The organism is Aquimarina sp. AU119 (genome assembly GCF_900312735.1).
GTDB lineage: Bacteria > Bacteroidota > Bacteroidia > Flavobacteriales > Flavobacteriaceae > Aquimarina > Aquimarina algiphila.
This window is the reverse complement of sequence record NZ_OMPF01000007.1, coordinates 1-22,796: the sequence shown is the minus strand read 5'-3', so window position 1 is coordinate 22,796 and position 22,796 is coordinate 1. Positions and strand designations below refer to the sequence as shown.

31 protein-coding genes and 1 pseudogene are annotated in these 22,796 nt (G+C 31.8%); 13 read left to right on the top strand and 19 right to left on the bottom strand.

What is annotated here, in order from left to right; genetic code table 11:
• Nucleotide 1 precedes the first annotated feature (1 nt).
• Entirely contained in the window at nucleotides 2–1,237 is a 1,236-nt protein-coding gene (locus DK442_RS06750) for a DJ-1/PfpI family protein (protein WP_109435104.1), read from the top strand.
• 301 nt (nucleotides 1,238–1,538) lie between these two features.
• Here the strand turns inward: DK442_RS06750 and DK442_RS06745 are convergent, their stop codons facing one another.
• The gene (locus DK442_RS06745; protein WP_109435103.1) at nucleotides 1,539–2,003 is read right to left on the bottom strand and encodes a hypothetical protein; all 465 of its coding nucleotides are present in this window, start codon (nucleotides 2,001–2,003) and stop codon (nucleotides 1,539–1,541) included.
• Nucleotides 2,004–2,097: 94 nt separating this feature from the next.
• Between DK442_RS06745 and DK442_RS06740 the strand changes: the two genes are divergently transcribed.
• Nucleotides 2,098–2,529: a helix-turn-helix domain-containing protein gene (locus DK442_RS06740; protein WP_109435102.1), complete on the top strand. Its 432-nt coding sequence runs from the start codon at nucleotides 2,098–2,100 to the stop codon at nucleotides 2,527–2,529.
• An 81-nt stretch (nucleotides 2,530–2,610) separates the two neighbouring features.
• On the opposite strand, the gene DK442_RS06735 is transcribed toward DK442_RS06740, so the two are convergent.
• From DK442_RS06735 to DK442_RS06715, 5 genes are read right to left on the bottom strand one after another with little or no spacing between them, the layout of a single operon-like run.
• A complete protein-coding gene (locus DK442_RS06735; protein ID WP_109435101.1) occupies nucleotides 2,611–3,003 on the bottom strand; it encodes a nuclear transport factor 2 family protein in 393 nt (130 codons plus the stop codon).
• 17 nt (nucleotides 3,004–3,020) lie between these two features.
• Nucleotides 3,021–3,419: a DUF4440 domain-containing protein gene (locus DK442_RS06730; RefSeq protein ID WP_109435100.1), complete on the bottom strand. Its 399-nt coding sequence runs from the start codon at nucleotides 3,417–3,419 to the stop codon at nucleotides 3,021–3,023.
• A 25-nt stretch (nucleotides 3,420–3,444) separates the two neighbouring features.
• Nucleotides 3,445–4,359, bottom strand: coding sequence for a pyridoxamine 5'-phosphate oxidase family protein (locus DK442_RS06725; RefSeq protein ID WP_109435099.1), 915 nt, complete (start codon nucleotides 4,357–4,359; stop codon nucleotides 3,445–3,447).
• A gap of 12 nt (nucleotides 4,360–4,371) precedes the next feature.
• Nucleotides 4,372–5,340: an alpha/beta fold hydrolase gene (locus DK442_RS06720; protein WP_109435098.1), complete on the bottom strand. Its 969-nt coding sequence runs from the start codon at nucleotides 5,338–5,340 to the stop codon at nucleotides 4,372–4,374.
• 57 nt (nucleotides 5,341–5,397) lie between these two features.
• Nucleotides 5,398–5,808 (bottom strand): Rrf2 family transcriptional regulator, encoded by a 411-nt coding sequence (locus tag DK442_RS06715; protein ID WP_109435097.1) that lies wholly within the window; start codon nucleotides 5,806–5,808, stop codon nucleotides 5,398–5,400.
• 290 nt (nucleotides 5,809–6,098) lie between these two features.
• On the opposite strand from DK442_RS06715, the gene DK442_RS06710 reads away from it, so the two are divergent.
• The 8 genes and pseudogenes from DK442_RS06710 to DK442_RS06675 all read left to right on the top strand — a co-directional run bounded on the left by DK442_RS06710 (nucleotide 6,099) and on the right by DK442_RS06675 (nucleotide 10,195).
• The gene (locus DK442_RS06710) at nucleotides 6,099–6,332 is read left to right on the top strand and encodes a thioredoxin family protein (protein WP_109435257.1); all 234 of its coding nucleotides are present in this window, start codon (nucleotides 6,099–6,101) and stop codon (nucleotides 6,330–6,332) included.
• A 65-nt stretch (nucleotides 6,333–6,397) separates the two neighbouring features.
• The gene (locus DK442_RS06705) at nucleotides 6,398–7,123 is read left to right on the top strand and encodes a hypothetical protein (RefSeq protein ID WP_109435096.1); all 726 of its coding nucleotides are present in this window, start codon (nucleotides 6,398–6,400) and stop codon (nucleotides 7,121–7,123) included.
• 2 nt (nucleotides 7,124–7,125) lie between these two features.
• A complete protein-coding gene (locus DK442_RS06700) occupies nucleotides 7,126–7,389 on the top strand; it encodes a DUF2024 family protein (protein ID WP_235010917.1) in 264 nt (87 codons plus the stop codon).
• A gap of 1 nt (nucleotide 7,390) precedes the next feature.
• Entirely contained in the window at nucleotides 7,391–8,002 is a 612-nt protein-coding gene (locus DK442_RS06695) for a hypothetical protein (RefSeq protein WP_109435095.1), read from the top strand.
• Nucleotides 8,003–8,045: 43 nt separating this feature from the next.
• Nucleotides 8,046–8,780, top strand: a complete 735-nt coding sequence (locus DK442_RS06690; protein ID WP_109435094.1) for an AAA family ATPase — start codon at nucleotides 8,046–8,048, stop codon at nucleotides 8,778–8,780.
• Complete coding sequence (locus DK442_RS06685) at nucleotides 8,773–9,354, top strand: MarR family winged helix-turn-helix transcriptional regulator (protein WP_109435093.1); 582 nt, start codon at nucleotides 8,773–8,775, stop codon at nucleotides 9,352–9,354. The genes DK442_RS06690 and DK442_RS06685 overlap by 8 nt, the downstream gene beginning before the upstream one ends.
• A pseudogene (locus DK442_RS06680) lies at nucleotides 9,354–9,814 on the top strand (hypothetical protein). The gene DK442_RS06685 and the pseudogene DK442_RS06680 overlap by 1 nt, the downstream one beginning before the upstream one ends.
• Nucleotides 9,815–10,021: 207 nt before the next feature.
• On the top strand, nucleotides 10,022–10,195 hold the full coding sequence (locus DK442_RS06675; protein WP_109435092.1) for a DUF1737 domain-containing protein: 174 nt from the start codon (nucleotides 10,022–10,024) through the stop codon (nucleotides 10,193–10,195).
• Nucleotides 10,196–10,287: 92 nt separating this feature from the next.
• Here DK442_RS06675 and DK442_RS06670 read toward each other — a convergent pair whose 3' ends face one another.
• From DK442_RS06670 to DK442_RS06620, 11 genes are all read right to left on the bottom strand, one after another.
• Nucleotides 10,288–10,893, bottom strand: coding sequence for a hypothetical protein (locus tag DK442_RS06670; RefSeq protein ID WP_109435091.1), 606 nt, complete (start codon nucleotides 10,891–10,893; stop codon nucleotides 10,288–10,290).
• 83 nt (nucleotides 10,894–10,976) lie between these two features.
• A complete protein-coding gene (locus tag DK442_RS06665; protein ID WP_109435090.1) occupies nucleotides 10,977–11,510 on the bottom strand; it encodes a DUF4199 domain-containing protein in 534 nt (177 codons plus the stop codon).
• A gap of 93 nt (nucleotides 11,511–11,603) precedes the next feature.
• Nucleotides 11,604–12,035 carry a helix-turn-helix transcriptional regulator gene (locus tag DK442_RS06660; protein ID WP_160114076.1) on the bottom strand — a complete coding sequence of 144 codons (432 nt, stop codon included), beginning with the start codon at nucleotides 12,033–12,035 and terminating at the stop codon, nucleotides 11,604–11,606.
• Entirely contained in the window at nucleotides 11,998–13,377 is a 1,380-nt protein-coding gene (locus DK442_RS06655; RefSeq protein ID WP_109435088.1) for a dicarboxylate/amino acid:cation symporter, read from the bottom strand. The genes DK442_RS06660 and DK442_RS06655 overlap by 38 nt, the downstream gene beginning before the upstream one ends.
• Before the next feature lie 238 nt (nucleotides 13,378–13,615).
• Nucleotides 13,616–14,149, bottom strand: a complete 534-nt coding sequence (locus DK442_RS06650; protein WP_109435087.1) for a hypothetical protein — start codon at nucleotides 14,147–14,149, stop codon at nucleotides 13,616–13,618.
• A gap of 138 nt (nucleotides 14,150–14,287) precedes the next feature.
• On the bottom strand, nucleotides 14,288–15,304 hold the full coding sequence (locus DK442_RS06645; protein ID WP_109435086.1) for a hypothetical protein: 1,017 nt from the start codon (nucleotides 15,302–15,304) through the stop codon (nucleotides 14,288–14,290).
• 165 nt (nucleotides 15,305–15,469) lie between these two features.
• A complete protein-coding gene (locus tag DK442_RS06640; RefSeq protein ID WP_109435085.1) occupies nucleotides 15,470–16,915 on the bottom strand; it encodes a serine hydrolase in 1,446 nt (481 codons plus the stop codon).
• A 276-nt stretch (nucleotides 16,916–17,191) separates the two neighbouring features.
• Entirely contained in the window at nucleotides 17,192–17,911 is a 720-nt protein-coding gene (locus DK442_RS06635) for a hypothetical protein (RefSeq protein ID WP_109435084.1), read from the bottom strand.
• A gap of 116 nt (nucleotides 17,912–18,027) precedes the next feature.
• A complete protein-coding gene (locus DK442_RS06630; protein ID WP_109435083.1) occupies nucleotides 18,028–18,543 on the bottom strand; it encodes a hypothetical protein in 516 nt (171 codons plus the stop codon).
• Between the two features lie 113 nt (nucleotides 18,544–18,656).
• Nucleotides 18,657–19,421, bottom strand: coding sequence for a hypothetical protein (locus tag DK442_RS06625; protein WP_109435082.1), 765 nt, complete (start codon nucleotides 19,419–19,421; stop codon nucleotides 18,657–18,659).
• Nucleotides 19,422–19,555: 134 nt separating this feature from the next.
• A complete protein-coding gene (locus tag DK442_RS06620; protein ID WP_109435081.1) occupies nucleotides 19,556–19,981 on the bottom strand; it encodes a helix-turn-helix domain-containing protein in 426 nt (141 codons plus the stop codon).
• A gap of 103 nt (nucleotides 19,982–20,084) precedes the next feature.
• On the opposite strand from DK442_RS06620, the gene DK442_RS06615 reads away from it, so the two are divergent.
• Genes DK442_RS06615 through DK442_RS06605 form a run of 3 tightly spaced genes read left to right on the top strand, consistent with a single transcriptional unit; the run spans nucleotide 20,085 to nucleotide 21,659 of the window.
• The gene (locus DK442_RS06615; protein WP_109435080.1) at nucleotides 20,085–20,378 is read left to right on the top strand and encodes a DUF1330 domain-containing protein; all 294 of its coding nucleotides are present in this window, start codon (nucleotides 20,085–20,087) and stop codon (nucleotides 20,376–20,378) included.
• A 20-nt stretch (nucleotides 20,379–20,398) separates the two neighbouring features.
• Nucleotides 20,399–20,863, top strand: a complete 465-nt coding sequence (locus DK442_RS06610; RefSeq protein WP_160114075.1) for an SRPBCC domain-containing protein — start codon at nucleotides 20,399–20,401, stop codon at nucleotides 20,861–20,863.
• A gap of 10 nt (nucleotides 20,864–20,873) precedes the next feature.
• Entirely contained in the window at nucleotides 20,874–21,659 is a 786-nt protein-coding gene (locus DK442_RS06605) for an SDR family NAD(P)-dependent oxidoreductase (protein WP_109435078.1), read from the top strand.
• Nucleotides 21,660–21,716: 57 nt separating this feature from the next.
• Here the strand turns inward: DK442_RS06605 and DK442_RS06600 are convergent, their stop codons facing one another.
• Both DK442_RS06600 and DK442_RS06595 read right to left on the bottom strand, forming a co-directional pair.
• Complete coding sequence (locus tag DK442_RS06600) at nucleotides 21,717–22,136, bottom strand: SRPBCC domain-containing protein (RefSeq protein ID WP_109435077.1); 420 nt, start codon at nucleotides 22,134–22,136, stop codon at nucleotides 21,717–21,719.
• Between the two features lie 82 nt (nucleotides 22,137–22,218).
• A complete protein-coding gene (locus DK442_RS06595) occupies nucleotides 22,219–22,590 on the bottom strand; it encodes a nuclear transport factor 2 family protein (protein WP_109435076.1) in 372 nt (123 codons plus the stop codon).
• Nucleotides 22,591–22,796 lie beyond the last annotated feature (206 nt).

Below are 22,796 nucleotides of genomic sequence, written 5' to 3'. Positions count from 1 at the left end.
CATGAAAAAAATAATCGTATTAATTCTGGGGCTACATTTTCAATTTTTCGCCTATAGTCAAAATCAAACGGAAATCAAAAATATTGCTATTTTCTTACAAGATAACGTGGAGATTTTAGATTTTGCAGGACCCATGGAAGTTTTTATAGTAGCAGGTTTTAATGTATATACCGTGGCAAAAACAACAGAACCTATGAAAGCAATGCATTCACTAACCATTATTCCTGATTATTCAATAGATAATGCTCCTATACCTGATATTATTGCATTTGTTGGAGGAGGAGATCTGGCTGTTGCAAAAGAAGATAATATAAAAGAATGGGTAAAAGATGTATCTTCTAAAACTGAATTACAATTTACTGTTTGTACAGGAGCTTTTTTCCTAGCCGAAATCGGATTTTTAGATCATATGATAGCAACTACATATCATCAATCAATCGAGTATTTAAAAACTACGTTTCCAAAAATTGATGTACGAGATAATGTACGATTTGTGGATAATGGTAAAGTAATAACTACCGCGGGAATATCTGCAGGAATCGATGGCGCTCTTCATTTGGTTTCAAAGTTAAAAGGAGAAAAGTTTGCAAAACAGGTGGCCCGGGATTTAGAATATGATAAATGGATTCCCGAAGAAGGATTGATTATCAAAAATCAAAAGTTAACAGAAAATGATTTTGAATCAATGAATTGGAAAGTAGACCTATACCCAGGTGAGATACTTAATTTGTCAGATAAATTATCAAAAAAAGGCGCATATGAACAAGCTGAAAAAAGAATAAAATATGTAATCTCAAAAATGAGAACCCCTAATACAGAAACGTATGAGTATTTAAGAGAAAACTATAAGCTTCAAAATAAAGAAGTGCCTCCAACAAGTAAGGAATTTATTGAAATTATAAAAAACGAAGGCATTGAACAAGCCGAAAAAATATATCTAGAAAACAAAGCAAAGTTTAAAAACTGGGTTTTTATTCATCCCGATGATCTAATTAGATTATCATACGTTGATAATTACCTAAAAAATAATCTTCAAAGAGCAATAAAAATTCAAGATTTTGCTAAAATGATATTTCCAGACGATGCTTATACAACTTATGTTTTAGGGGTGTATTATGAAAGAAATAATCAGCTAAACAAGGCAATAAAATTGTATAAGGAAGCCATAAAATTAGATGCTGATTTTGTGATGGCAAAAGATAAAATAGAAGATTTAGAACAATCAGGGAAGATATAATTACTGGATACAATATATAGGGTGTTCTCACGGTAAAAAAGGAAATACATAAAGAATTATATAATTACTCATTTTCTTCCTGAAACACCTTTAATTCATTTGTTACAAAATGATCCTAAGTAGAAGAACAAAAATCATAATCGTTGTGGAGAATGATCTGCGATTATCCACTAGGTTTCAATATTTATTGTTAAAGCGTCAAATGCTTTTTTGATATGTGTTTTGAGAGACTGATTGTTTGTAATCTTAATTTGTGTTGTTTTCTTTCTTGATAGTAAATATATAGCAAGCGATAAAAAAATTACATGAACTCGGGTTTGCCTTCTCCATGTTCTAAAAATCTTTTTAGACTGTCTGTAATATAGAAGTCCCAGGCAGATGAACATGCATTGTAACAGATACCATGAGGGACTAAACCTTGATGTAAAAAGTGCACTTGTATGAGATCATTGTCCTGCTTAATCTCCCAATGTAATGTAGAATCAAGCCATTCTTCGTCCATTCCGTTAATATTATGATTCTGATGGGATGCAATACATTTCCAGGAAATACTGCTAAATTCGGTTATATTAGTTACTTTAAACTTCCAATACGAATTACCATTAAAAGATATTTTAAATACATCACCTTTTTTTTGAGCCGAACCTTCTATTTTGGCCCACCATTTATCCATGTTAGTAGTTAATGCTTCAAAAACCTGAATAACGTTTGTATCGATGATGACATATTTTTGATAACTATTATCATTTTGTTTTAGTTGTGACATAATTTTGAATATTGAAAACCGGTTGTGTAAAACAACTAGTTGTAATATTATAAATAATATTTTTACTTTGCAAATTGCTTTTAAGCTATTAGATATGAAAAAACAAAAAAAATATAAATCATATTGCCCTCAATACCTAGCTTTAGAGGCCTTTGGAGATAAATGGACGTTATTGATTATTAGAGATATGATGATTGATGGAAAGAAATATTTCAGAGAATTTCTTCAATCCAAAGAAAAGATCGCTACTAATATTTTAGCAAATCGTCTTCAGGTAATGGAGGAAGAAGGGATAATTCATAAAAAAAAAGACCCCAGTCATAAGCAAAAGATTATCTATTTACTTACAGAAAAGGGAGTTGATCTTTTTCCGATCTTAATAGAAAATGCCAGATGGAGTTTAAAATATAAGCCAGTAAATGAGCAAGATGCTATAAAAACACAGGCAATTCTAGATGGAGGAGAAGATGCTATTCGAGATATTATTAAAAAATTAAAAGAAGAACATTTAGGAGAAAAAAAGTGATTTCTAAAGTTTCGTTTTTAAATTTAAAAAAAATACAGCCTTATAAAAATCTATAAGGCTTTTGTAATATTCTTGGTCTACTTATATTTTAGGAAGTCCCATTGGGCAGTCTATAAAATAAACCCATGAACCATCTATTCTTTGTTTTATCACCTCGGTAGACTTTCCTTCTGCTATTATGGTATCAGAGATATCTGTGACGGTCCAGGTTGCTTGTAAAAGAGCTGTGTCTCCATTTATGATTTCTCCAGTAACTTCACTTGATAATATAGATTTGGATGCTATAAATTCACCAAAGACTTCACGTATTGTATCTAGACCACTTTTAGGATTCTCTGAAGGCGGAAAAGACATTATATAATCAGGGTGAAAGAAATCTACTATATTTTCCAGATCTCCTTCTTTAATACATTCGCTAATATGATTTGCGATATCACGTGGACGCATTGCTTTACGTTTTATTTCTGTATTCATTATTATCTTTTTGAAGTTTATAAATTGATGTCTGGTGGTCGGTTATCCATATCAAAGACAAGTTTCCAATCACCTTCGTTGTTTTTTCTAAAAATACATACCACACGACCCGCTTCATCAATGGCTTCTCCATCTTCTGGATTTGTTCCTGTGACTCTAAACTGTCCTGCAATATAGCCTAACCCATCTTGGGCAATGACCTGTTCTTCTTTAAAAATCACACTTGGTTGGATATGAAAACTTGCGGCAAATCCTTCTTTTACAACAGGGATTCCTACTTGTATAGGAACATTACTATTCATATAATTTATTTCTGGATCATATAACTGCATTAGCGCTTCCAGATCATTGTCGTTAAATGCTTTTAACCATTGGTTTAAGACGTTTCTAATTTCATTTTTTAATATTTCATTCATGATTTTATGGTTTATGAATATTTGTTTATGGGTTAAAAGGAGAAAAATTGATAAATTTCCAATCTACTTTATTATGGTTTTGGGTTTGAATCCAATGTTTGGTTTTAAACAACCAATATCGTCCGGTTCCGGTAGTTTTTTCTATATCCGATGAGGTTTCTTGATCCAATAAGAGTTCTACATTCCCTGACAATTGTAAGGAGTGTCCTTTTTCATAATCTATAAATAACAAACCAGCTTTTGGATACTCAAGGAAATTCCCTAACGTATTAAATAGGTTATTTCCCGTATAATCTGGAATTTTTAAGGTTCTATTTTTTAATATGTCGACAAAACCAGAATGTCCACCTCGGTGAGATGCATCCATATCTCCATCAGTGTTCATACTTCCAAGAAAAAATGTATCAGCCTCTTTAATCCATTCTTTATGATGATCCAATAAGGTCATTCCTTTCACCACTTCTATTCCTAGACCCGAAGTATTTTCAGAAAGAGTGATGACACGCTGCTGAATATATTTAGGACAATTAGGATAAGCTTCTAACACTTCAATGCTTAATAACTCTTTAGATAAATGGGCAAAACCATTAAGACGATATCTGGTTCGTGTAGAGGTATCGATAAAAAGAAGTCCCACTTTTGAATGTTTTTTGATATTTTTAAAACCAATATCTGTTTTGGTACTTTTTACTTTACTGAGATCGATATGTACTAATTTTGATGTTTTTACTTTGACAAAGCCAGTGTCTCCAATAAGCATAGATGCCCATATATTGTCATCATCATAGGTGCTTAAAATTAATGTGGTTTGATGTTCAATGAATGGGATTAGAGTGCTTACTATACTATCCTTAAGTAACCGCTCCACTAATTTTGGATCATGCCAGGCATCGTATTTTTTTTGAAGCTCTAATTCTCCTTTATGAAAGTAAGTGCTCATAACAAAAGAATTTTAGTGTTGTTTTTTTATAAAATGATCAATTAGATCACCTACTTCTGCGGCATATTCCTCTAGCATAAAATGGCCTCCATTAAAAAAATGAGATTCGATGTTTTTGAGATCTTTGTTAAATGCCTCTCCTCCCGCTTTGCTAAAAAATTTATCATTTTCTCCCCAAACCACTAATGTTGGAGGTTGATGCATTTTAAAATATTCTTGCCATTCTGAATACTTGGCGAAGTTTGTTTTATAGTTATCAAACATTGTCGATTGTATATCTTTGACATGATTACGATTTAAAAAAGCATAGTCTGTGAGATATGAAATAGGGTCAATTTTGGTGGCATCTGATACTCCAGTTAGATATTGTTCTTTTATACCATCTAAAGACATCAAATGATCTTTATAAGTATTTAGAGCTTCGATATCATTATTCTTCATATAGTTTCCAATTTTAATACCCCATTCTCCAAATCCTTCCAGATATGCATTTGCATTCTGAATTATTAACCCTTTAATGAGTTCTGGTCTCTGCGATGCAATTCTAAAACCAATGGGCCCACCATAATCCTGAACCAATAGATAGAAACCATCTAACTTAAGTTTATCAACAAACTGATTCATGATGTCAGTTATATGCTCAAATGTATACTCAAACTCAGATATAGGAGGGATAGAGCTTAAACCAAAACCAGGATAATCTGGTGCGATAATATGATACTTATCGGATAATTGTCCTATAAGATCCCTATACATATGAGATGAAGAAGGAAAACCATGTAACATCAAAATAGTTTCTTTGTTTTGTATTCCTGCTTCTCGATAGAAAATAGATAGATCATCAATTTTTACTACTTTGTTTTTTGTTTTCATAGGTTCGGTTTTAATTAATATTGAATTTTTATGTTGTTGATCAATACTGGTACATCCAGACAACAAAGCAAGACCGAATAGTCCAAGGAGTATTTTTTTTGTTTTCATTTTAAATAATTTATTTTATCTGTAATTTATTTTGTTACAGTTTTGGTTAAAAAAAAGCTAAAATTGATTTTTAAATTCTTCCAAGGTTTGTTTGTTTAATTCCCTTACAATAGAATTGTCAATAGTTTCTAACAGCGTTTCGAGTTTTGTGTTTATCTGTTTTCCAATTCTGCACGTTGGGTCTGGTATATTATTGGATAATGACAGGACACTACTATCTCCTTTTATTACTGTAAAAATATCAGATAGATAAATTTTATTTGCATCCTTAAGCAAACGTATACCTCCATTTTTTCCTTCTTTACTTTCAATCAAATGTCCTTTTTTAAGAGCAGCAATTTCCTTTCTAACCAGAACAGGGTTAATGTTTAGGCTACTCGCAATGTCAGAAGAAGAACACCAATCATCTTTATACAAAGCCAATAGTGTCATAATGTGTAATGATATGGAAAATTTGCTTTTGACCAATATAACTGTATTAAAAATTGTTACAGTACAAAGATAAGAATGTTTTTGTAACTGCAAAATTAAATTTTAGAAATATATACTATTTGCAATCCGTTCTTTAGATAATATAAAAGGTAAAGCTTGATAACATAAAAATTATGAGGTAAGAAAGATGAGTAATATAAGGACCTAATGAGATTAATTGCCTATGAATAATGAGAAAAGTGAAAAAATATTTTATATAGTAAGGAATCCTAACTATATTTGTATTGGCAATATTGCTAAAAAATAAAAAGTATAAAAATAAAATTATGAATAAATCAGTTTTTTATCATGCAGGATGTTCAGTATGTATAAGTGCAGAACATGACATTTTAGAATTAGTAGGTAATGAAAATGTCGAAATAGTAAATATAGGAGAGGTCAGAGACCGAATCCCCGAAGCCGAAAAAGCAGGAGTGCAATCGGTACCAGCATTGTTAACTCCAAAAGGAAATGTATTGCATTTAAACTTTGGAGCCTCAATGGCAGATGTAAAAGGGTAATTTTTTTAATCTATAAAGTTAGGAATCCTAATTTTAAGATTCCTAACTTTTAAAAATAAGATAAAATGAAATTAGATAAACTAGTAATATTAGCAATTTTAGTTCTTGGTGTAATAACCACTTCATGTGCTCAGGAAAGACCATATAACAACGACGACTTTGTCATTAAGAATGCAGAAGTAACACATCATTCTAATCTAAGTATAAGTGTATGGGAAATCAATGTTAAAGGAACAGCAGGTAAAACTACTCCAACTCCTAATGGATCTTTGGATGGAGCACCTGTATTAGGATATGTTTTCCCTACATCTTTAAAACCAACTGATGTAGGTTTTAGTCAGACAGAAGGAATAGTTGCTATGGCACTTACTTCTCATCCTGATTTTGATGATACACCGATCTGGGATGAAAACAATGATGCTATCTTTGATAATGATGGCGTGATCTGGCACCCGCACTGGGTAGTTTTGCATAAAGATGAGCGTGTACCAGGAGGATTGGCTGTAAAACAATTTACAGATACAGATAATGTTACATTACCACCTACAAATCCAGGAATGCCTATGTATATGGATTCTCCAGGTTTTCCCGTGACGACAATAGAGAACACGATCAAAGTGGTAATTCCTGATTATAGAATGAATAATCAAACTTCTTTTAAATATGATGGAGTAGCAGCCTATATGATTGTAAATACAAGTAAAGAAGATCAACCTATGTTAGGAGTCTATGATGTGTTTAGTGTAGCCAGTGGAGATTTATCATTACCCTATACTGTAAAATTGAAATAACGATGATGAAAGTTTCTGTTTATGATACCTATGTGCCCAAAGCAACCAATGTTAACATGCATTTTGATATCCTGGTTGAAGATCATACATCAGTAGAAGATGTATATGCCTATGGAAAGGAATATTTAGCCCAAAAAGGGATTTTAAATTTTCAGTTAACGACAAAAGAATGTAATTTTTGCCATATGGAGCGTGCTCCGGAAGCTGTTGAACAAGAAATTCGACAAAAAGGATATTACATTATTGAAATGGAACACTGTAATTAATATGAAAAAACTTGAATTACATTTTGAAAAGACATTACAAGGAGATTTTAAGATCAAAGATTTTAATCTCCTTTTGGTCTTTCAAGTAAATTGTCCGGGATGCTTTTCTTATGCATTACCGCTCTTTAATGAACTATATCACCAGTTTCATAAAGAAGATGTTTCTTTTTTAGCCTTATCCACAGCTTTTGAGGATTATGACAAAAATACCATAGCGCATACAACACATTTGGTTAATGATGGGGCTTTGGTAGGGGAGACCAAAAAGATGATGTTACAACAAGGTATAGAAACGCTTCCATATTCACTGGATTTTCCTATTGTGATGGATAAGATAGAAGAAACCCTAAGCGATATAAATGTTGCCATAGAAACTATTTGTAACATCAATCCTAGTTATGCACTATGGCCAGATTTTGAAAAAGTAGCATTGCAAAAAAGAGTTGCTCATTATCTAAGGTCATTAGACAAAATAGCACTCACATTCACCTTAAATCAATTGAGAGGTACCCCAAGTTTTGTTTTATTTAACGATAGTTATGAAATCATAGCAGAGTGGTTTGGTCATATTACTTATAAAGAAATAGCCGATAAGATTACTTCTTTTAATTAGGATTGCTAACTTTGTAATCTTAATGATATAGAAGTAGAAGGGAATGAATATATATGATTTGTTGATTCATAAGGAAGAAACGATACTTCCTTTGGATAAAATTCATTTTAATGAGCATAATAAAAATGCTTTAGATCAATTATTAAAGGAGTTTAAGCACGTTGAAGCTTTAAAGCGCTATAACTTGCCGGTGGATAATAAATTGTTGTTATACGGCCATACAGGTTGCGGAAAAACAACTACGGCAAAAGCTATTGCCAATGCGATAGGTAAAAAGATGATGATTTTAGATCTGGGAAACATTGTCTCTTCGAAGTTAGGAGAAACTGCTAAGAATATGACCAATGTATTTCGCAAAGCAGATCGAGAAAAAGCGGTATTGTTTATAGATGAATTTGATTATATCGGTACACTACGAGATTATGATAATAAGGATTCTGGAGAAATGAAACGTCTGGTCAATACAATAATTCAGTTAATTGATTACCTGCCCGATACGACCTTGTTAATTGCAGCGACCAATCATTTCAGGAGTATTGATACTGCTTTATTGAGACGTTTTCAATTAAAATTAAAATTTGAACTTCCTGATCAAAATGAATTAGATACGTTTTATGACGATATATTGACTAAATTTCCTAAAAGCCATAGAAATGTAAAAAGAGTCTATGGGATCTCGTATGCAGAGGCAAAAGACCATATGTATAAGGAAATGAAAAAGGAAATTATTAAAAGAGAAGAATCCAAAGGAATCCTGGTAACCCAAGATCATGACTGATATAGAGGTAAATTATAAAATTACTCAAGCCCTAGAACGAATATCGAAAACGTTTAGAGTGCTCTTATGGCAGGAAAGTAAGAAATACGGAATAAGCCCTATACAAATACAAATTTTGATATTCTGCCTTACTCATGAGCAGGAGATGTTAAAGGTGAGTTTCTTTGCTAAAGAATTTGATTTGACCAAAGCAACCATAAGCGATTCGGTTAAAGTATTGCTCGAAAAAAAGATGCTTATAAAAATTCCTGATACCTATGACTCCAGAAGCTATATGGTCGAGTTAACAAAAGAAGGAAAAGAAATAGCAAATAAAGTTTCAGGGTATACCAATGCATTAGATCATGCTATAGGTAAATTAACAGATACCACAAAAGGGATATTTTTAAATGGGTTGTTAAAGATTATTGAAAATTTAAACCGAAATTCAATAATATCAATCCAACGCATGTGTCTAACCTGCTATCATTATTCAAAAAATGGTAATGAGCATTATTGTTCTTTCTTGGAAAAGTCACTCAATAATCACGAACTTCAAATCGATTGTCCAGACCATCAAACACTTGTGGAATAATGGAAACTATTACAGGTAATTTAAGCCGTATTCATAAAAGAATACAGGAAACCTGTATACGTGTTCATAGAGATCCAAAGCAGGTTCGTTTATTACTGGCTACAAAAATAGTAGATACAGACAAGATAAATTTTGCTTTACAACAAGGAGAAACGATTATTGGAGAGAATAAAGTGCAAGAACTTAATTCAAGAATATTCATATAAAAGGCTTGATGACTATAGGATTGCTTAGCTCTGATACTACAGAAGTGAAAACATGTTTCCAGTTATTAAAGCAAATCCAGGATGAGGTGATAGACCTCAATATTGCCAATGTAACCATGAATGAATTATCTATGGGGATGTGTGGTGATCTGGAGATCGCCATAGAAGAAGGAGCTACGATAATTAGAGTGGAAACTGCTATTTTTGGAGAAAGAATCTATCCAGATGGCTACTATTGGGATGAAACTAAATAGTGAAAAAAAACTACTGACCATTTTTTATACTTCATGGTATATGTTTTGACTAATGATCTGTTTTCTAGTAGATCAGGTGTTGTTTTTTGTTGATGTAACTCTGATAAGGGTTTTATATGGTAATCTCATTACGGTAATCCGTAAGAAAATGAAGAAAACTTAAAATAAATTTGTTTTAGGTGAAATGCGTTTAATCAAAAATTACTTATGGAATATAAAATACTATCTGATCAATCTGAACACAAATTAGAAGAGAAAGTCAATATTTTTTTAGAAGATGGTTGGAAACCTACCGCAGGAATATTTGTGTTAGCCTACGGAGGTCAATTGGGAGTACGATATTTTCAATCCATTATTAAGGAAGAATTGAGTCCTAATTAGGAGTTCATTACCAGAAATATACTTAGCTACGCCCAATAGAGAAGCAGTTTTGTTTACTATTATTTTACGGTTCATAGTGTTTCCTCTATGAACTAATCACATGTTGATGTTAACTGTATACCTATAAGGTCGTTCCAAATGGGATGATTGTATTCTTGTGGAGACAGATAAAACCAAACTAAATGTTTTTCCTTAGTAGAGCAATATTCATTTTTGATTTTTGCATTAAGTACAAAGATCTTTTTTGAAAAAAATTCATCATAAAGGGTTATAGTACCTTGATATGTATTTGTATCTATTTGTTGTATGGTAGTTATAGTTTCTGGAATATCTTTAAAGAAACTGAGATTGGTTATTGCCCCCATATTCATCAATCCATCAAAGTAGGTACTGATGATATTTTTTAATTCAGAGGGATTGAGATTAGGGTCTTCTTTAATCATCCATACAAATACATACGAAAAGTAATCCTCACTATTGGGTTCTCCCCAACCCGGAGCAAATCGAATATGTTCTTCACCTTCATAGTCCAGATCTCCAGCAAAGAGTAATGGAAACTCCAGTACTTCACTTCGCCAATCACTTTTTGCATCAAGAATATTATCAATATCATTATGCAATCTAAAATAAAGGTACCCAGCGCCAATGGAAACAATAAGAATCAAGGCAAGTACTACTTTTAATAGCTTTTTAATCATTGATTTGTTGTTAGTAAAATACTAAGCATCCAAATTACCTTATTTTTTTATAAGTTATTGTAATCATTCCTATTTCTTTTTATTTATATCTTTTTGTTTGTCTTTAAAAAAAAACTCAATAAAAGAGTAAATGCCATACCGGTAATAAAATTTCCTATAAAAGAATAACCACTTTGGATAGCGGTGCTGTAGTATGTAGTCCTTTCTGCAAGCTTTTCATCGATTTTCTCTTTTGGGATGCTTAAAAGGTTCATCTTTTCTTTCATCGCTAAAAGAAGTTCATTTACATATTTGGGATATAATATCTCATAGAAAATATAGGTAAAAACCACACTAAATAAAGCAGTCGATATGCTTATCATAAAACCTAGTAATAGTGAATTTTTAAAGCTTAATTGAGAATTGTTTTGTTGCTTTTTCTTCTTTAAAGCAAAATAAATTCCGATTAACAAAAAGAGGTAAAGCATTAAAAATAAGATGGTCCCTCCAATCATTTCTCTATCAGAAGAGATGGCATTGGGACCAAGTAAATCAAGTGCTAACAAACTAATCATTAAGACGGTTCCTGCCAAAGCAATTACAAAGCCATAGAAAATTGGTGTTCTAATTTTTTTCATTGTTGTAGATCTTTAAAATTTTCTACAATTTTATTCAAGAATAATTTGAATGTCTATTGTTAAAGGGCTGAAAAAAGGGTGGACTTTGTAGATTCAATCCTTTTCTAGAACTGATTTGGCAACCGAAATGAGTTCTTTTCGGTTTTTCACTCCCGTTTTTCGGTAGATGTTATTTATATGTGACTTTATAGTCGAAATATCCACAAAAAGTTCATCAGAAATTTCTTTATTTTTCTTTCCTGTGACTATTAGAGCAATAACTTCTTTTTCTCTATTGCTAATTTTTCCTTGATATGCCATATCAAATTCATCCGATAGTTTTGATTTTCCAAGTAATATCCCAAACCAGCATACCAGAACTATGAATGGGACTAATAATAGAGAGTTTATACTATTGATTTCCACGATTCCGTAAGAAGCAGAAAGATAAAATATATCGAATACAAGAACTCCGATAAAAACAAGTAAGGCTAAAATCCCCAAAATCTTATTCGACTTTATGATAGGTAATATTTTTGTCTTCATTGGTACGTGTTTTAGTGTTTGATGTAGTCCCATAAAACTTGTTAAAGATTAAGCATGCAGTAAGATCTCCGGTTACATTAACAGCTGTTCTAAACATTCCCAAAATACGATCTATCCCAATAATAATAATAAGGCCATCAATCGGAATTCCTGCACTCTGTAATACCGTTGTCAAAATAATAACTCCACCTCCTGGAATGGCGGGAGTTCCTATAGAAGCGGCCACAACGGTGAAGGTGATTAATAGTAGGTTGATTATGGTCAATTCGATGCCATAAGCTTGTGCCAGAAATAAAGTCGTTACACATTGAAATAATGCTGTTCCATCCATATTAATTGTGGCTCCAACCGGGATAATAAAATCACTGATATTAGAGGATACCTCTAATTTTTCATCTGCTGTTTTCATAGAAAGCGGCATAACCGCAGCAGAACTGGCGGTAGAAAATGCCAATAGTTGTGGTTCCTTAATTGCTTTTAAGAACTTGAAAGGGTTTTTCTTGGCTATTACTAAAACCAGTACTAAATAGAATGTCACTAATACGATCAGACCCAGTATAACTACAACCATATAGTATCCTAAACCAAGGAATATTTCAATGCTTGTTCTGGATAACAAAGCTGCTATCAAACCAAATACAGCATAGGGGACCAGCATCATAGCCCATGATACTATGATCATACAAATTTTCTGAATAGCTTCTGAAAAACGAATAATAGGTCTTGCTGTTTCTTGACTGAGTTGGGTAATTGCTACACCAATTATGATGGTAAAAATTACAACGCCTAACATTTCTCCCATTAAGATGGACTCAAGCGGATTATTAGGGATAAGGTTTGATATAGCATTTGGAATGTTGTCAATAAGACTAGTCTGTTCATCAGTAACGATTTGACTTTTACCACTATTTGGAAATCCACCAAGTGTAAAAATATACTGGCCGGGTCTCAAAATAAGTGTTACAGCCAGACCTATTATGATGGCAATAGCAGTAGTAAAAACAAAATACAGTAATAGCCGAAGACCAAAGGTTTTAAGGTTCTCTGAGGTGTTACTCACAATTCCCGTAATGATTGATGTAAATATCAATGGGATCATGATCATCTGAACCAGCCTCATAAAAATTTGACCCGGTAGATCAAGCCAATCGGCCAGCCGCAAACTAATATCCTCTGAAAGCAGTCCTGTAGATGGATTAAGTAGAATCCCTAATCCCGCCCCTAAAATGATTCCAATACTTACCTTAATCCATAATCGACCTTTTGTAAGACGATCTAAATAAACTGATAAATTATTAAGAGGTCTGAATTCTATCACGGTGTTCTTAATGTTTGTCAACATGTTTAGGTATGGTTCGTTGTGGAAAATATCCGCAAGGTTTTTCTGCTTTACCCAAAGTTAATGAAATTGCAATGATTTTTGATTTAGAATTCAGTCATAATGAGGTGTACAGGGTATTGTTCCACCTTTTATTTTTAAATGATTATTGGTTCATCAAAATTAGAAACCAGGGTTAGCCCTTTAGCAGGATCTGCAGCACAAGTTTTAAGGTGATCGATATAGTTTCCACTTTGTAATCTTATCTAAACTCGGCATTAATACCATTTTTTTCTGCAAAAGGTTTGGCTATAAAGTATAATTTATTCTTTTTATCATTGAGGAGGGATGCTTTTTCGGCTTGTAGCTGTTCGATGGCTGCATCAATTTTATTCTGACTTTCTTTGGCATCCATCATTTTTGCTATTGCCATATAATCGGTCTCATACGATTGTTGTATAAAGGTATATACTTCTAAAGATGCATCGATTAATTCCTGAGTATCTGTTGTAGGTTTTAGATCTTTTACTTTTTTAATATCCTCATTGATTAAAGGGATTAAATAGGTTTCTATATGTTCGACATAACTTTCTGTATACCCTATTTCACTATCAGATAGTTTGATGAGCATATTTTGCTTTTGGGATTGTTGCATACTTGTAAAGTCTCTTTTTCCAAAATTAAAATACCTATTGACATTTAATGTTGTCTTACCAAAATAACTATCAGGAGTATCTCCTGAGCAGCCTACGATTGTAATACCTATAAAAAAAAGTAAGAAAGTTTTAGTGTTCATTATGTATAGTGGTTATGTATTTAAGTTTCAAAATTATCATTTATGTTGTTATAATTACACCCTGTTAAAGGTGAAACTTAAATATCTTTTGTTTTACTTGTTGTATATTAATTTAATGTACCAAATTTCTATCTATTTTTATTGACTATTTAAGTTATCCAATAATTTAATTATCGTAGTTTCAAAATCATGTTCATTTTGGTAATAGGATTCTAAGGCTTTTCTAAATTTAGGGGTGTTATAATTACTATAAACGTTCCGGCTATCTATAATTAATTGATGTGTGGTACTATCCAGTTTTTTCAATTCGTCTTGTACAACTCTACCACATAAATAAAACATAGATGCATGCCATAAATGCCCTGGATACTTTATTTTTAACCCTTTTTTATTAAAGATTTTACTAATGCCTTCTCTGTAAGGACCGCCATACCGAAAGAATAGGTGTGATCCTTCATGAAATAGGATTTCAATACCTGCTGTACTTTCTATTCTAGGATCTAATGTAGATATAAAAAGGTTAAATTTGGGTCGTGTAGGTGTATAAGCACCCGCATAGTTTGCATATGCTGTTAAATCGACTCTAACTTTGGTTTTTGTGGGCCAATCGGTGAGAGTGAGTTTTACCATTTTAGAAAATACATTGGCTTCTAATTTTTTAATTGTAGACAGATGTTTTGTGATGACTTGCTTATTTTGTTTCGTGTGAATAGGCCAAAACGTAGTTCTGTATACCTCTGAAGCTTGATTTAGAATTTTTGTATAACGTTTAGAAAACAAGGTATCTGTTATAGGTTGGTCTATTGGTTGTTTTTGAAGCCAAACGCGTTCTCTGCCAAGCCTTCTGTGTAAACTTCTATCGATGATGTTCTTTTTGTAATATGTAATTGCTTCAGTTAATTTTTTTGCTTGCTTATCGTTCAAGTTTTTATATACGACTGCTTCATTAATATCCAGTAATCGGTGTCCATCTTCTTGTATCCTTTTTTCCTGATCACTACTAGCTTTTTGAAATAAAAAATGATGAAGATTGATCCAATAATCACTATAGAATTCAAAATAATCCGTTTCTGCTATACTTGTATTGGTTTTATTCTGACTAAAGGCACTACAGTTTATTACAAGTGAGATTAAGAATAGTATACTACATTTCATTCTTATAGATTTTAGTATTGCCAACAATTCATGTATAAGATGTGTTAGATGGTTTAAATACCTAATTTAGTAAATACAAACTGAATAGAAAATACATATGGGTTTTGGTAAGTTGAGTCGTACCAATAATTAATTACAATGAATTATAGTCAACATTAAGCGCAGTTACTTTATTTTTTTATATTCTCGTTTGTTATTGACAATTAGGATAGGATTTCTATTTTCTCGATTATAGACAAACTTGTATTCGTTCAAGGTTGATGTATCAATAAATAGACTATCCGAAATTTGTGTCAAATAAGAAAAATTTCCATTCCAATGTCTTTCTATTAACAATAGGCTATCTGAAGGTTTTACTGAAAAAACGAATTTACTATCAGCGTATTGATAATCACCACTGAATTGATGTATTGGTTTATTGTTAGTTAGGTTTTGGATAAATTCAACCGGTTCTTTTGCGAAAGGATATCTCCAATCATATTGTCTTGTTATTGATCGTAAAATTTCTTGAATTAAATACCTTCCTGCATATGAATTTGTCATAACCATCGCCCCATTACATTCGCCATTTTTCGTAAATCCGATAAATTCACAACGGTATCCTTTGTTTGTTCCTCTAAAGGAAAATACGGTCGGTTCTTCTTTATTATCCACAAAAAGACCTAAGTCAAGCATTTCCTTCGCACTATCAGCAGTTAAAAGACTATTTGGTTTCTTATTAAGGGAATCTCCAATTGCCACAATGAATTTTAATATATCAGAAGGGGTGGTCCATAATCCAGCTGCTGCCAGCTCAGGATAAAATCTCCAGCCACTACCTACAAGGCTGCGATCATAATTGTACCCTAGAGCTACGTTTTTATTTTTATCTGCAAAAGTTGGATCAAAAAAACTCGAATCCATTTTAAGGGGTTTTAGTACTATAGAGTCCATAACATCCGAGTACCTTTCTTGTAAGACATCCTCAATGATTTTTTGTATGACAACATATCCACCTCCAGAATAAGACCAATCTGAGCCTGGTTGAAATTTTAACTTCACAGGTGTATTGTTAGAAGGGCTGGTTCCATTTAGAATACTTATTAAATTTGGGATGCTATCTTTATTTTCATAGCCTTGAAACCCTCCAACAGATAATCCAGATTTATGTGACAAGAGTTGGCGAAGAGTAACTCTAGTAGAATCCTTATAATTTGAATAATCTATTTTCCAATTTTTTAAATAACTATTTACATCTACGTCTAAGGAAACTAAATTACTTTCTACCATTTTTAATATGGCAAAACAGGTTATAGGCTTGCTTACAGACGCGGCTTGAAATATTGTATTTGAGTCAATAGAATCTTTTTGTTCGATATTGCGAAGACCGTAACCCTTTTTTATTCGGAAGGTATCTTTGTCTATAACCGAAATACTAACCCCAGGAACACCATAATATTCCATTCTTTTATAAATATTATACTCTCCATTTTTACCATTTATAGAAGCGGTCGTAATCAAACCATTCTCAATTTTTTCTATACCAATATTCATTTTAGAAATTGAGTCGGATTTACAGGCCAAAATCACTAATCCTAATAAGAGTGACATTAGTTTGGTTGAGACTTTCATATTTCGATAGGTTTTTATATAAATATAAACGCAGAACTCTATAATAGATTATTAAGATAAGTAGTATCAATTGCAAAACCAATGGACTCTAATTTGGCGAGTTCAATCGCTTTGTGTTCTTCAAATATGGATTGGTCTCCAAATGCATGAGCAATTAATATGACGGGAATTTTGGTTTTAATATTTTGATTATGAGCTAAAAAACCTTCATAAATTCCATCAGAATCTCGCTATGTTATTTTCTTAGTTGTAATCATTTAATAGTTATAAAACATTTTATTCTTCTACATCGTTCTCGGCATTAATTTTATTTCCATCCTTATCCAAAATGTCAAATCGAGTATTGTCAAACTTGTCAACATAAATTTTGATCCGTTCATTACCTTTAGAATCATAAATGAATAGGCCGGTGTTTTTACTTTCTTCCCGACCAAGGAACATTCTATAAATATTAATTTCTGAATCCAGATATTTTTTAAATTTTAAATACTCATTATCCTTTTCCTGTTTGGTCATTAATTTGGTTCTTTCTAGAAATTGATCGTAAAGTTTTTGAACTCTGATGGAATCCGACCTTTCTCTAAAGAACATTCCATACCACCTTTTCCATTCCCCTTTTTCGATGTATTCATCCTTCATAATTGCCATAATCTGATCATTTTTTTGCTGATCAAAAGTTATTCCGGCAAAATTTTCATCATCTGTTCCATCATAATAAATACCACCTACTTCATCGCCAACACGATTAAAAAATATTATTCCGGGTAAATCTCTATCAGAACCGGGATTATTAGGCACACCATGAGTAGTGGCTAAAGCCTGTTTTTCTGGATTGCTGATAGCTATATATAGGTTTTTATCGGCACCAATAATGCTTAATCTTTCCGCTTGTATTTCTTTAAATGTTTCGATTGCACTGGTTTGTCTGTCAAAAAAAATAAAACAAGCCAGCAGGAGTAAAAGGATAAAGTTAATCGTTGGAAGATGTTTTTTCATATGATGAGTTTTTTATGGATAGATAAGATTAGTTATGTGCATCTAGGTTAGGTAAATAGATCATTTTACATATCCTCTTTTTTTATACATAGTAAGGAGAAGTTATGTTTGATTTATTAAAAGTTAATCATCTCGATACTTTTTGATTCATTTTCAGAAAGTACTACGTGCTGCATTATTCCACCTCCTGTTTTATCCCATAACATAAAAGCAATGATGTAATAGTCACCCTCAGGAAGATTATTAAATTCAAATTCCCCTTTTTGATTACACATTGTTTTTTTTGTTTCGTGATATCTTTTGGGGTCAGGAGTAAATTTGGGAATACCATCTTCTACATAAATAAATCCAGAATTCTTATTTTGGTATATTTTACTTAACCTCTCCTCAGTATAAAGACAGTTAGGCATTAATTCTATTCTAAATTCTTCTCCAAAGCGTAAATCTCCTTGTTTTGATTTGAATTTTGCGACTCCTCTTATCGTTCCTTTTCCTTTGGTCTTGAACCACTTTACCTCTTCATGATCGAACTTATTTACTATTGTAATAGGAGTGTCATTTTTTGTCTTTTGTTTGTCAGAACAGCAAATGAACAAAAGTCCGACTATAAGTAAGGATAATTTGTTCTTCATAATGTTTGTATTAATTTTTTTACAACTAATAGGGGATAGTTAGTCGCATATTTTAAATAACTAAAATAGTAAAAGGAAACCAAGCATCACAGGTTAATATTTTGCTAAAACAATTAGTTGGCAAATTTTGATACTATTTCATCTAGTGCGTTTATATTTTTCTGAGTATTTAAATAATTATCGATTTTTATGTCTCCCATATTTTGGATACGATACTCAGGAAGTGCTTCTTTAAACATTAGAAAGACAAAGGTGTCAACTATACGCTCTTTATTGCCATGAGAAAGCTTATATTTCTGAACAATTGAGTATTCCATTCCCATATGAGTGATTTCATGGATTATAGTATTTGCAGGGTTTTGATAATTCATAAAACTGCCTTCTTGAGTGGTCAATAAAGTTATAGTTCCTTCATCGGGATCATAACTTCCTCCTGTTCCATACAGAGTTAATATAATTTTATAAGTATCAAATATATTGAACTCCCAATCCCAATCCTTTTTTTGAGCATCAATTTGATTAATTAATGAATTAATAAGATTGCTATGTTTATTTAATTTTTCAATGGCTTTAGTATAGTGTTCTTTATTGAATATTTTGGTTTCTAAAAGGGTGTAAATGGATGTAAAATCTTCGTTTCTAAATGTTCCATTTTTTGATTTAACAATTAGTGAATCGATTAACTTGTGTTTAGGAAGGTTTATGGTATAGCCTTGTTTTTCAAAAAAAGCAATATCATTGATCGTTCTCCAAATAGATGTTGCTTCTTGCTCAATGATTACAGGAACAATCTCGATTCTTGAATCTAATTCCTGGGCTTTACAAGATAGATGTATTATAATAAAAGTTAGTATTAGAAATAGTTTATAAAACTTCATATCATTAGTTATACATTTTGTTTACATTATAGTTTTTTTAAATGTTTTGTTTAATTAGGTATTCCATAATTCAATTAATATTTCTCTCTAGGTAAATTACATTTGTTTACTTCTTTTAGCAAAAAAAATGTAATCTAATTTTTAGAAATAGATTCAAACTCTTCTAAAAGGGCTGCACTCATTTTGTTTTGTAATGCCTTACCTCCCTTTATGAGGTTTGAGACATGTATTCTATCTTTATCAGAAACTTTTCTATGATTTAAACTCCATTCAGACATTGCTATTATAATAGGCATTAGATCAATGCCCGTTTTGGTTAATGTATATATGTTTTTTTGCTTGTGTTTAATATCTCTTGTTTTAAGTATAACACCTGATTTTTCCAATTTATTAAGTCTGTCTGTTAAAATATTACTTGCGATTTTCTCATCAGACTCTCTTATTTCATTAAAGTATCGTTTCCCGTCAAACATAATATCCCTTATTATTAGTAAAGTCCACTTATCTCCAAAGATTTCAAGGTATTGATTTACAGGGCACAATGATTTTGACTCTTTCATTTTTTTAGTTTTATTTAAAAACTAGTTGTAAAAAACAATTAGTTTTATATATTTGTCTAGTTGTTTTTTGCAACTGGTCAAATATACATGAAAAATTAGATTTATGAACAGAGGTTATCTTATAGAAAATTATACAGTGACAGATAAGAAGAATTACGTTCCTCCTGTGAAAATAATAAATGAAGTATTGGAAAAGTTTAATGGAAAATTTTTGGTGGCAACGCCAAAATCTAAAAATTTATTTGGGACACCATTAGAAGTTGTCGTAGTGATAGAGTTTAAATCGGTTAAGAATGCTCAAGAATTTTATAATTCTAAAGATTATGAGAAGTATAAAAAGCTATATGAAAATACAACTCGAGGTTGGATAAGTTTAGCTCCAGAATATTTTAGATAATAAAATTAATACAAATGAATATGGATTTTAAAAAAACAATTAGAGTTAAAGCATCAAAAGAAAAAGCATTTGAAGCAATAACAACTGAAGTGAATAAATGGTGGGGAAACGTAGATAACAAAGTAGCTAATGAAATTGGACATGAGTTTTCTGTTTTTTTTGAAGAAGATACAGAATGGCGTTTTGTAATTTCAGAATTGGAAGAATTTCGTCATGTCACTTGGAGATGTATTTATGCAAATCATTCATTTTCAGGTCTTAAAAACATAAAAAAAGAATGGTTGAATAGCGAAATATCTTTTGTTTTTAAAGGGTTAAGTGATGAGATGATAGAAGTTTCATTTACCCACAAAGGGTTAACCCCAAATTTAAATTGTTATGAAATTTGTGATGCTGGGTGGACTCATTTTATAGCAAGTAGCCTTAAGCAATATTTAGAAACGGGAATTGGAGCTCCAAACTTAGTAGCGAATAGTCAAAATTAAAACTCAAAATATGAATAATCAATTATTAAAAAACAAGAATGCGCTTGTTTTTGGAGCCAAAGGAGCTACAGGAATGCAAGTGTCAAGAACTTTAAAGGCACATGGGGCCGTTATTTATATGTCTGATATTAATGTAGATGGCATAGCAGAAGAATCAGAGATAGGAGAAATAAGAAAGTTGGACACTTTAGATGAGACCGCCGTTAAAGAGTATTTTAATTGGTTTAAAAAAGAAAACTTAGCTGTTGATATTGTGATTAATTTAAGTGCTTCGGATCCAGCAGAGTATAATCATGGAAAACCTGCTATGGAAGTATCTTTAGAGCAATTTATGATTCCTTTGAAATCCACTACTGCATGCCAGTTTCTTACTGCTAAAGCAGCATACCCAATAATGTCGCAACAAGGGGATGGGGTTATCATATTTATCACTTCTACCTTGGCTAAGGTGGGCTCTCCATGGAGTCCAGCATTAACAGCATCTCATGCTGCTACTGAAGGTTTACTAAAGAGTTTGGCAAATGAGTGGGGGCCAGAAGGGGTAAGAGTAATTGGTGTAAGAACAGAAGCAATGCCCGATTCACCTACAATTGACTATACTTTTGCTACTATGGGATCAAATATGGGAATGAGTAGAGATGAAATGCAGCAATTTATAACGCAAAATAAAACATCAATGAAAAAACTCCCTTCTACAGAAGATACAGCAAATGTTGTGGTCTTAGCAGCATCGGATTTAGCAAGTTATATGACAGGAACTATCATCAATCAATCAGTCGGACACATTTTGGAGTAGTCGATAAATATCATAATTCACTTTGTTATACGGCAGAGTGAATTATATTTCAGTAATCTATTTTATAAATGGTTGACCTTTTCCAGTTTCACACAATGATTTAAGGCTATCTAAAAACCTACCCCAATGATGACTGCAAAATCCAAAGAATTCACTTTCTTCTGCCCAATTTAAATGGGAGAATTTAAGAAAAGTAATGCCGTCTCTTTCTTCCAGTACAAAAGACAAATTAGTTCCGATCCACTCCTTATCTCCATCTACACATTCCCAATGAACTTGATTTGGGGGATTTAGTTTTAAGATTTTCATTTCGTTGAAATATTCATCACCAAATTTGAAATGATTTATGTTTCCTTCTTCCGGTTTTGCAGTAGCTTCTTGTGTCCACCAACCTTTTAAACCATTTTCTAATGTTATTGCATCATATACTTGTTTAGTAGATGCGGTAATTGTTAAGTTGTGTCTAATATTTGCCATTTCTTTCAATTTAATTATATAATGAATTCAATCTCAATACTAGGACATAGAATTCTTTGTTTTTATTCCTTCTATTGATTTGTCAAGTTGCTTTTTTACTTAGGTTTTCTGTCAATAGAATCCATTTTCCATTTTTGTTTATCAATACAGAAGTCCCAATTCCGTTTCCTTTTGTATACTTTTTATTAATAACACCTTCCCAAAAAAAATCAAACAAGAAAACAGCAATTGACTCGTTTTTTAGTACCCATTTGACATTTTGTATTGAATATTCTTCATTCTTGATTACCGAAAAATTATTTTCAAAAGCAACCTTCACCATGGATTTTCCATTATGCACAGTTCCATTTGAAAATGTCACACAAACATTATCATGAAATAATGGTTCAATATTTTTCCATTCCCGCGTTTTTAAAGCAGTTTCATATGCTGTTATAAAATCTTCTGGCTTCATTTATTATCGTATTTAATTGCTGCTAACGTTTCTTATATGATGAGTTTGAATCCCGAAAGCATCATGGATATTATACACATCTTAAGTTTACAATCTCTTAATTTTAAGGTTTAATCAGAAAGAACAAAAGAGAGGAATAAGATTAATATACACGTAGAACATTGCAGTTCGTCAACATTGATAATCCCTTCTCTTTTCCTACTAAG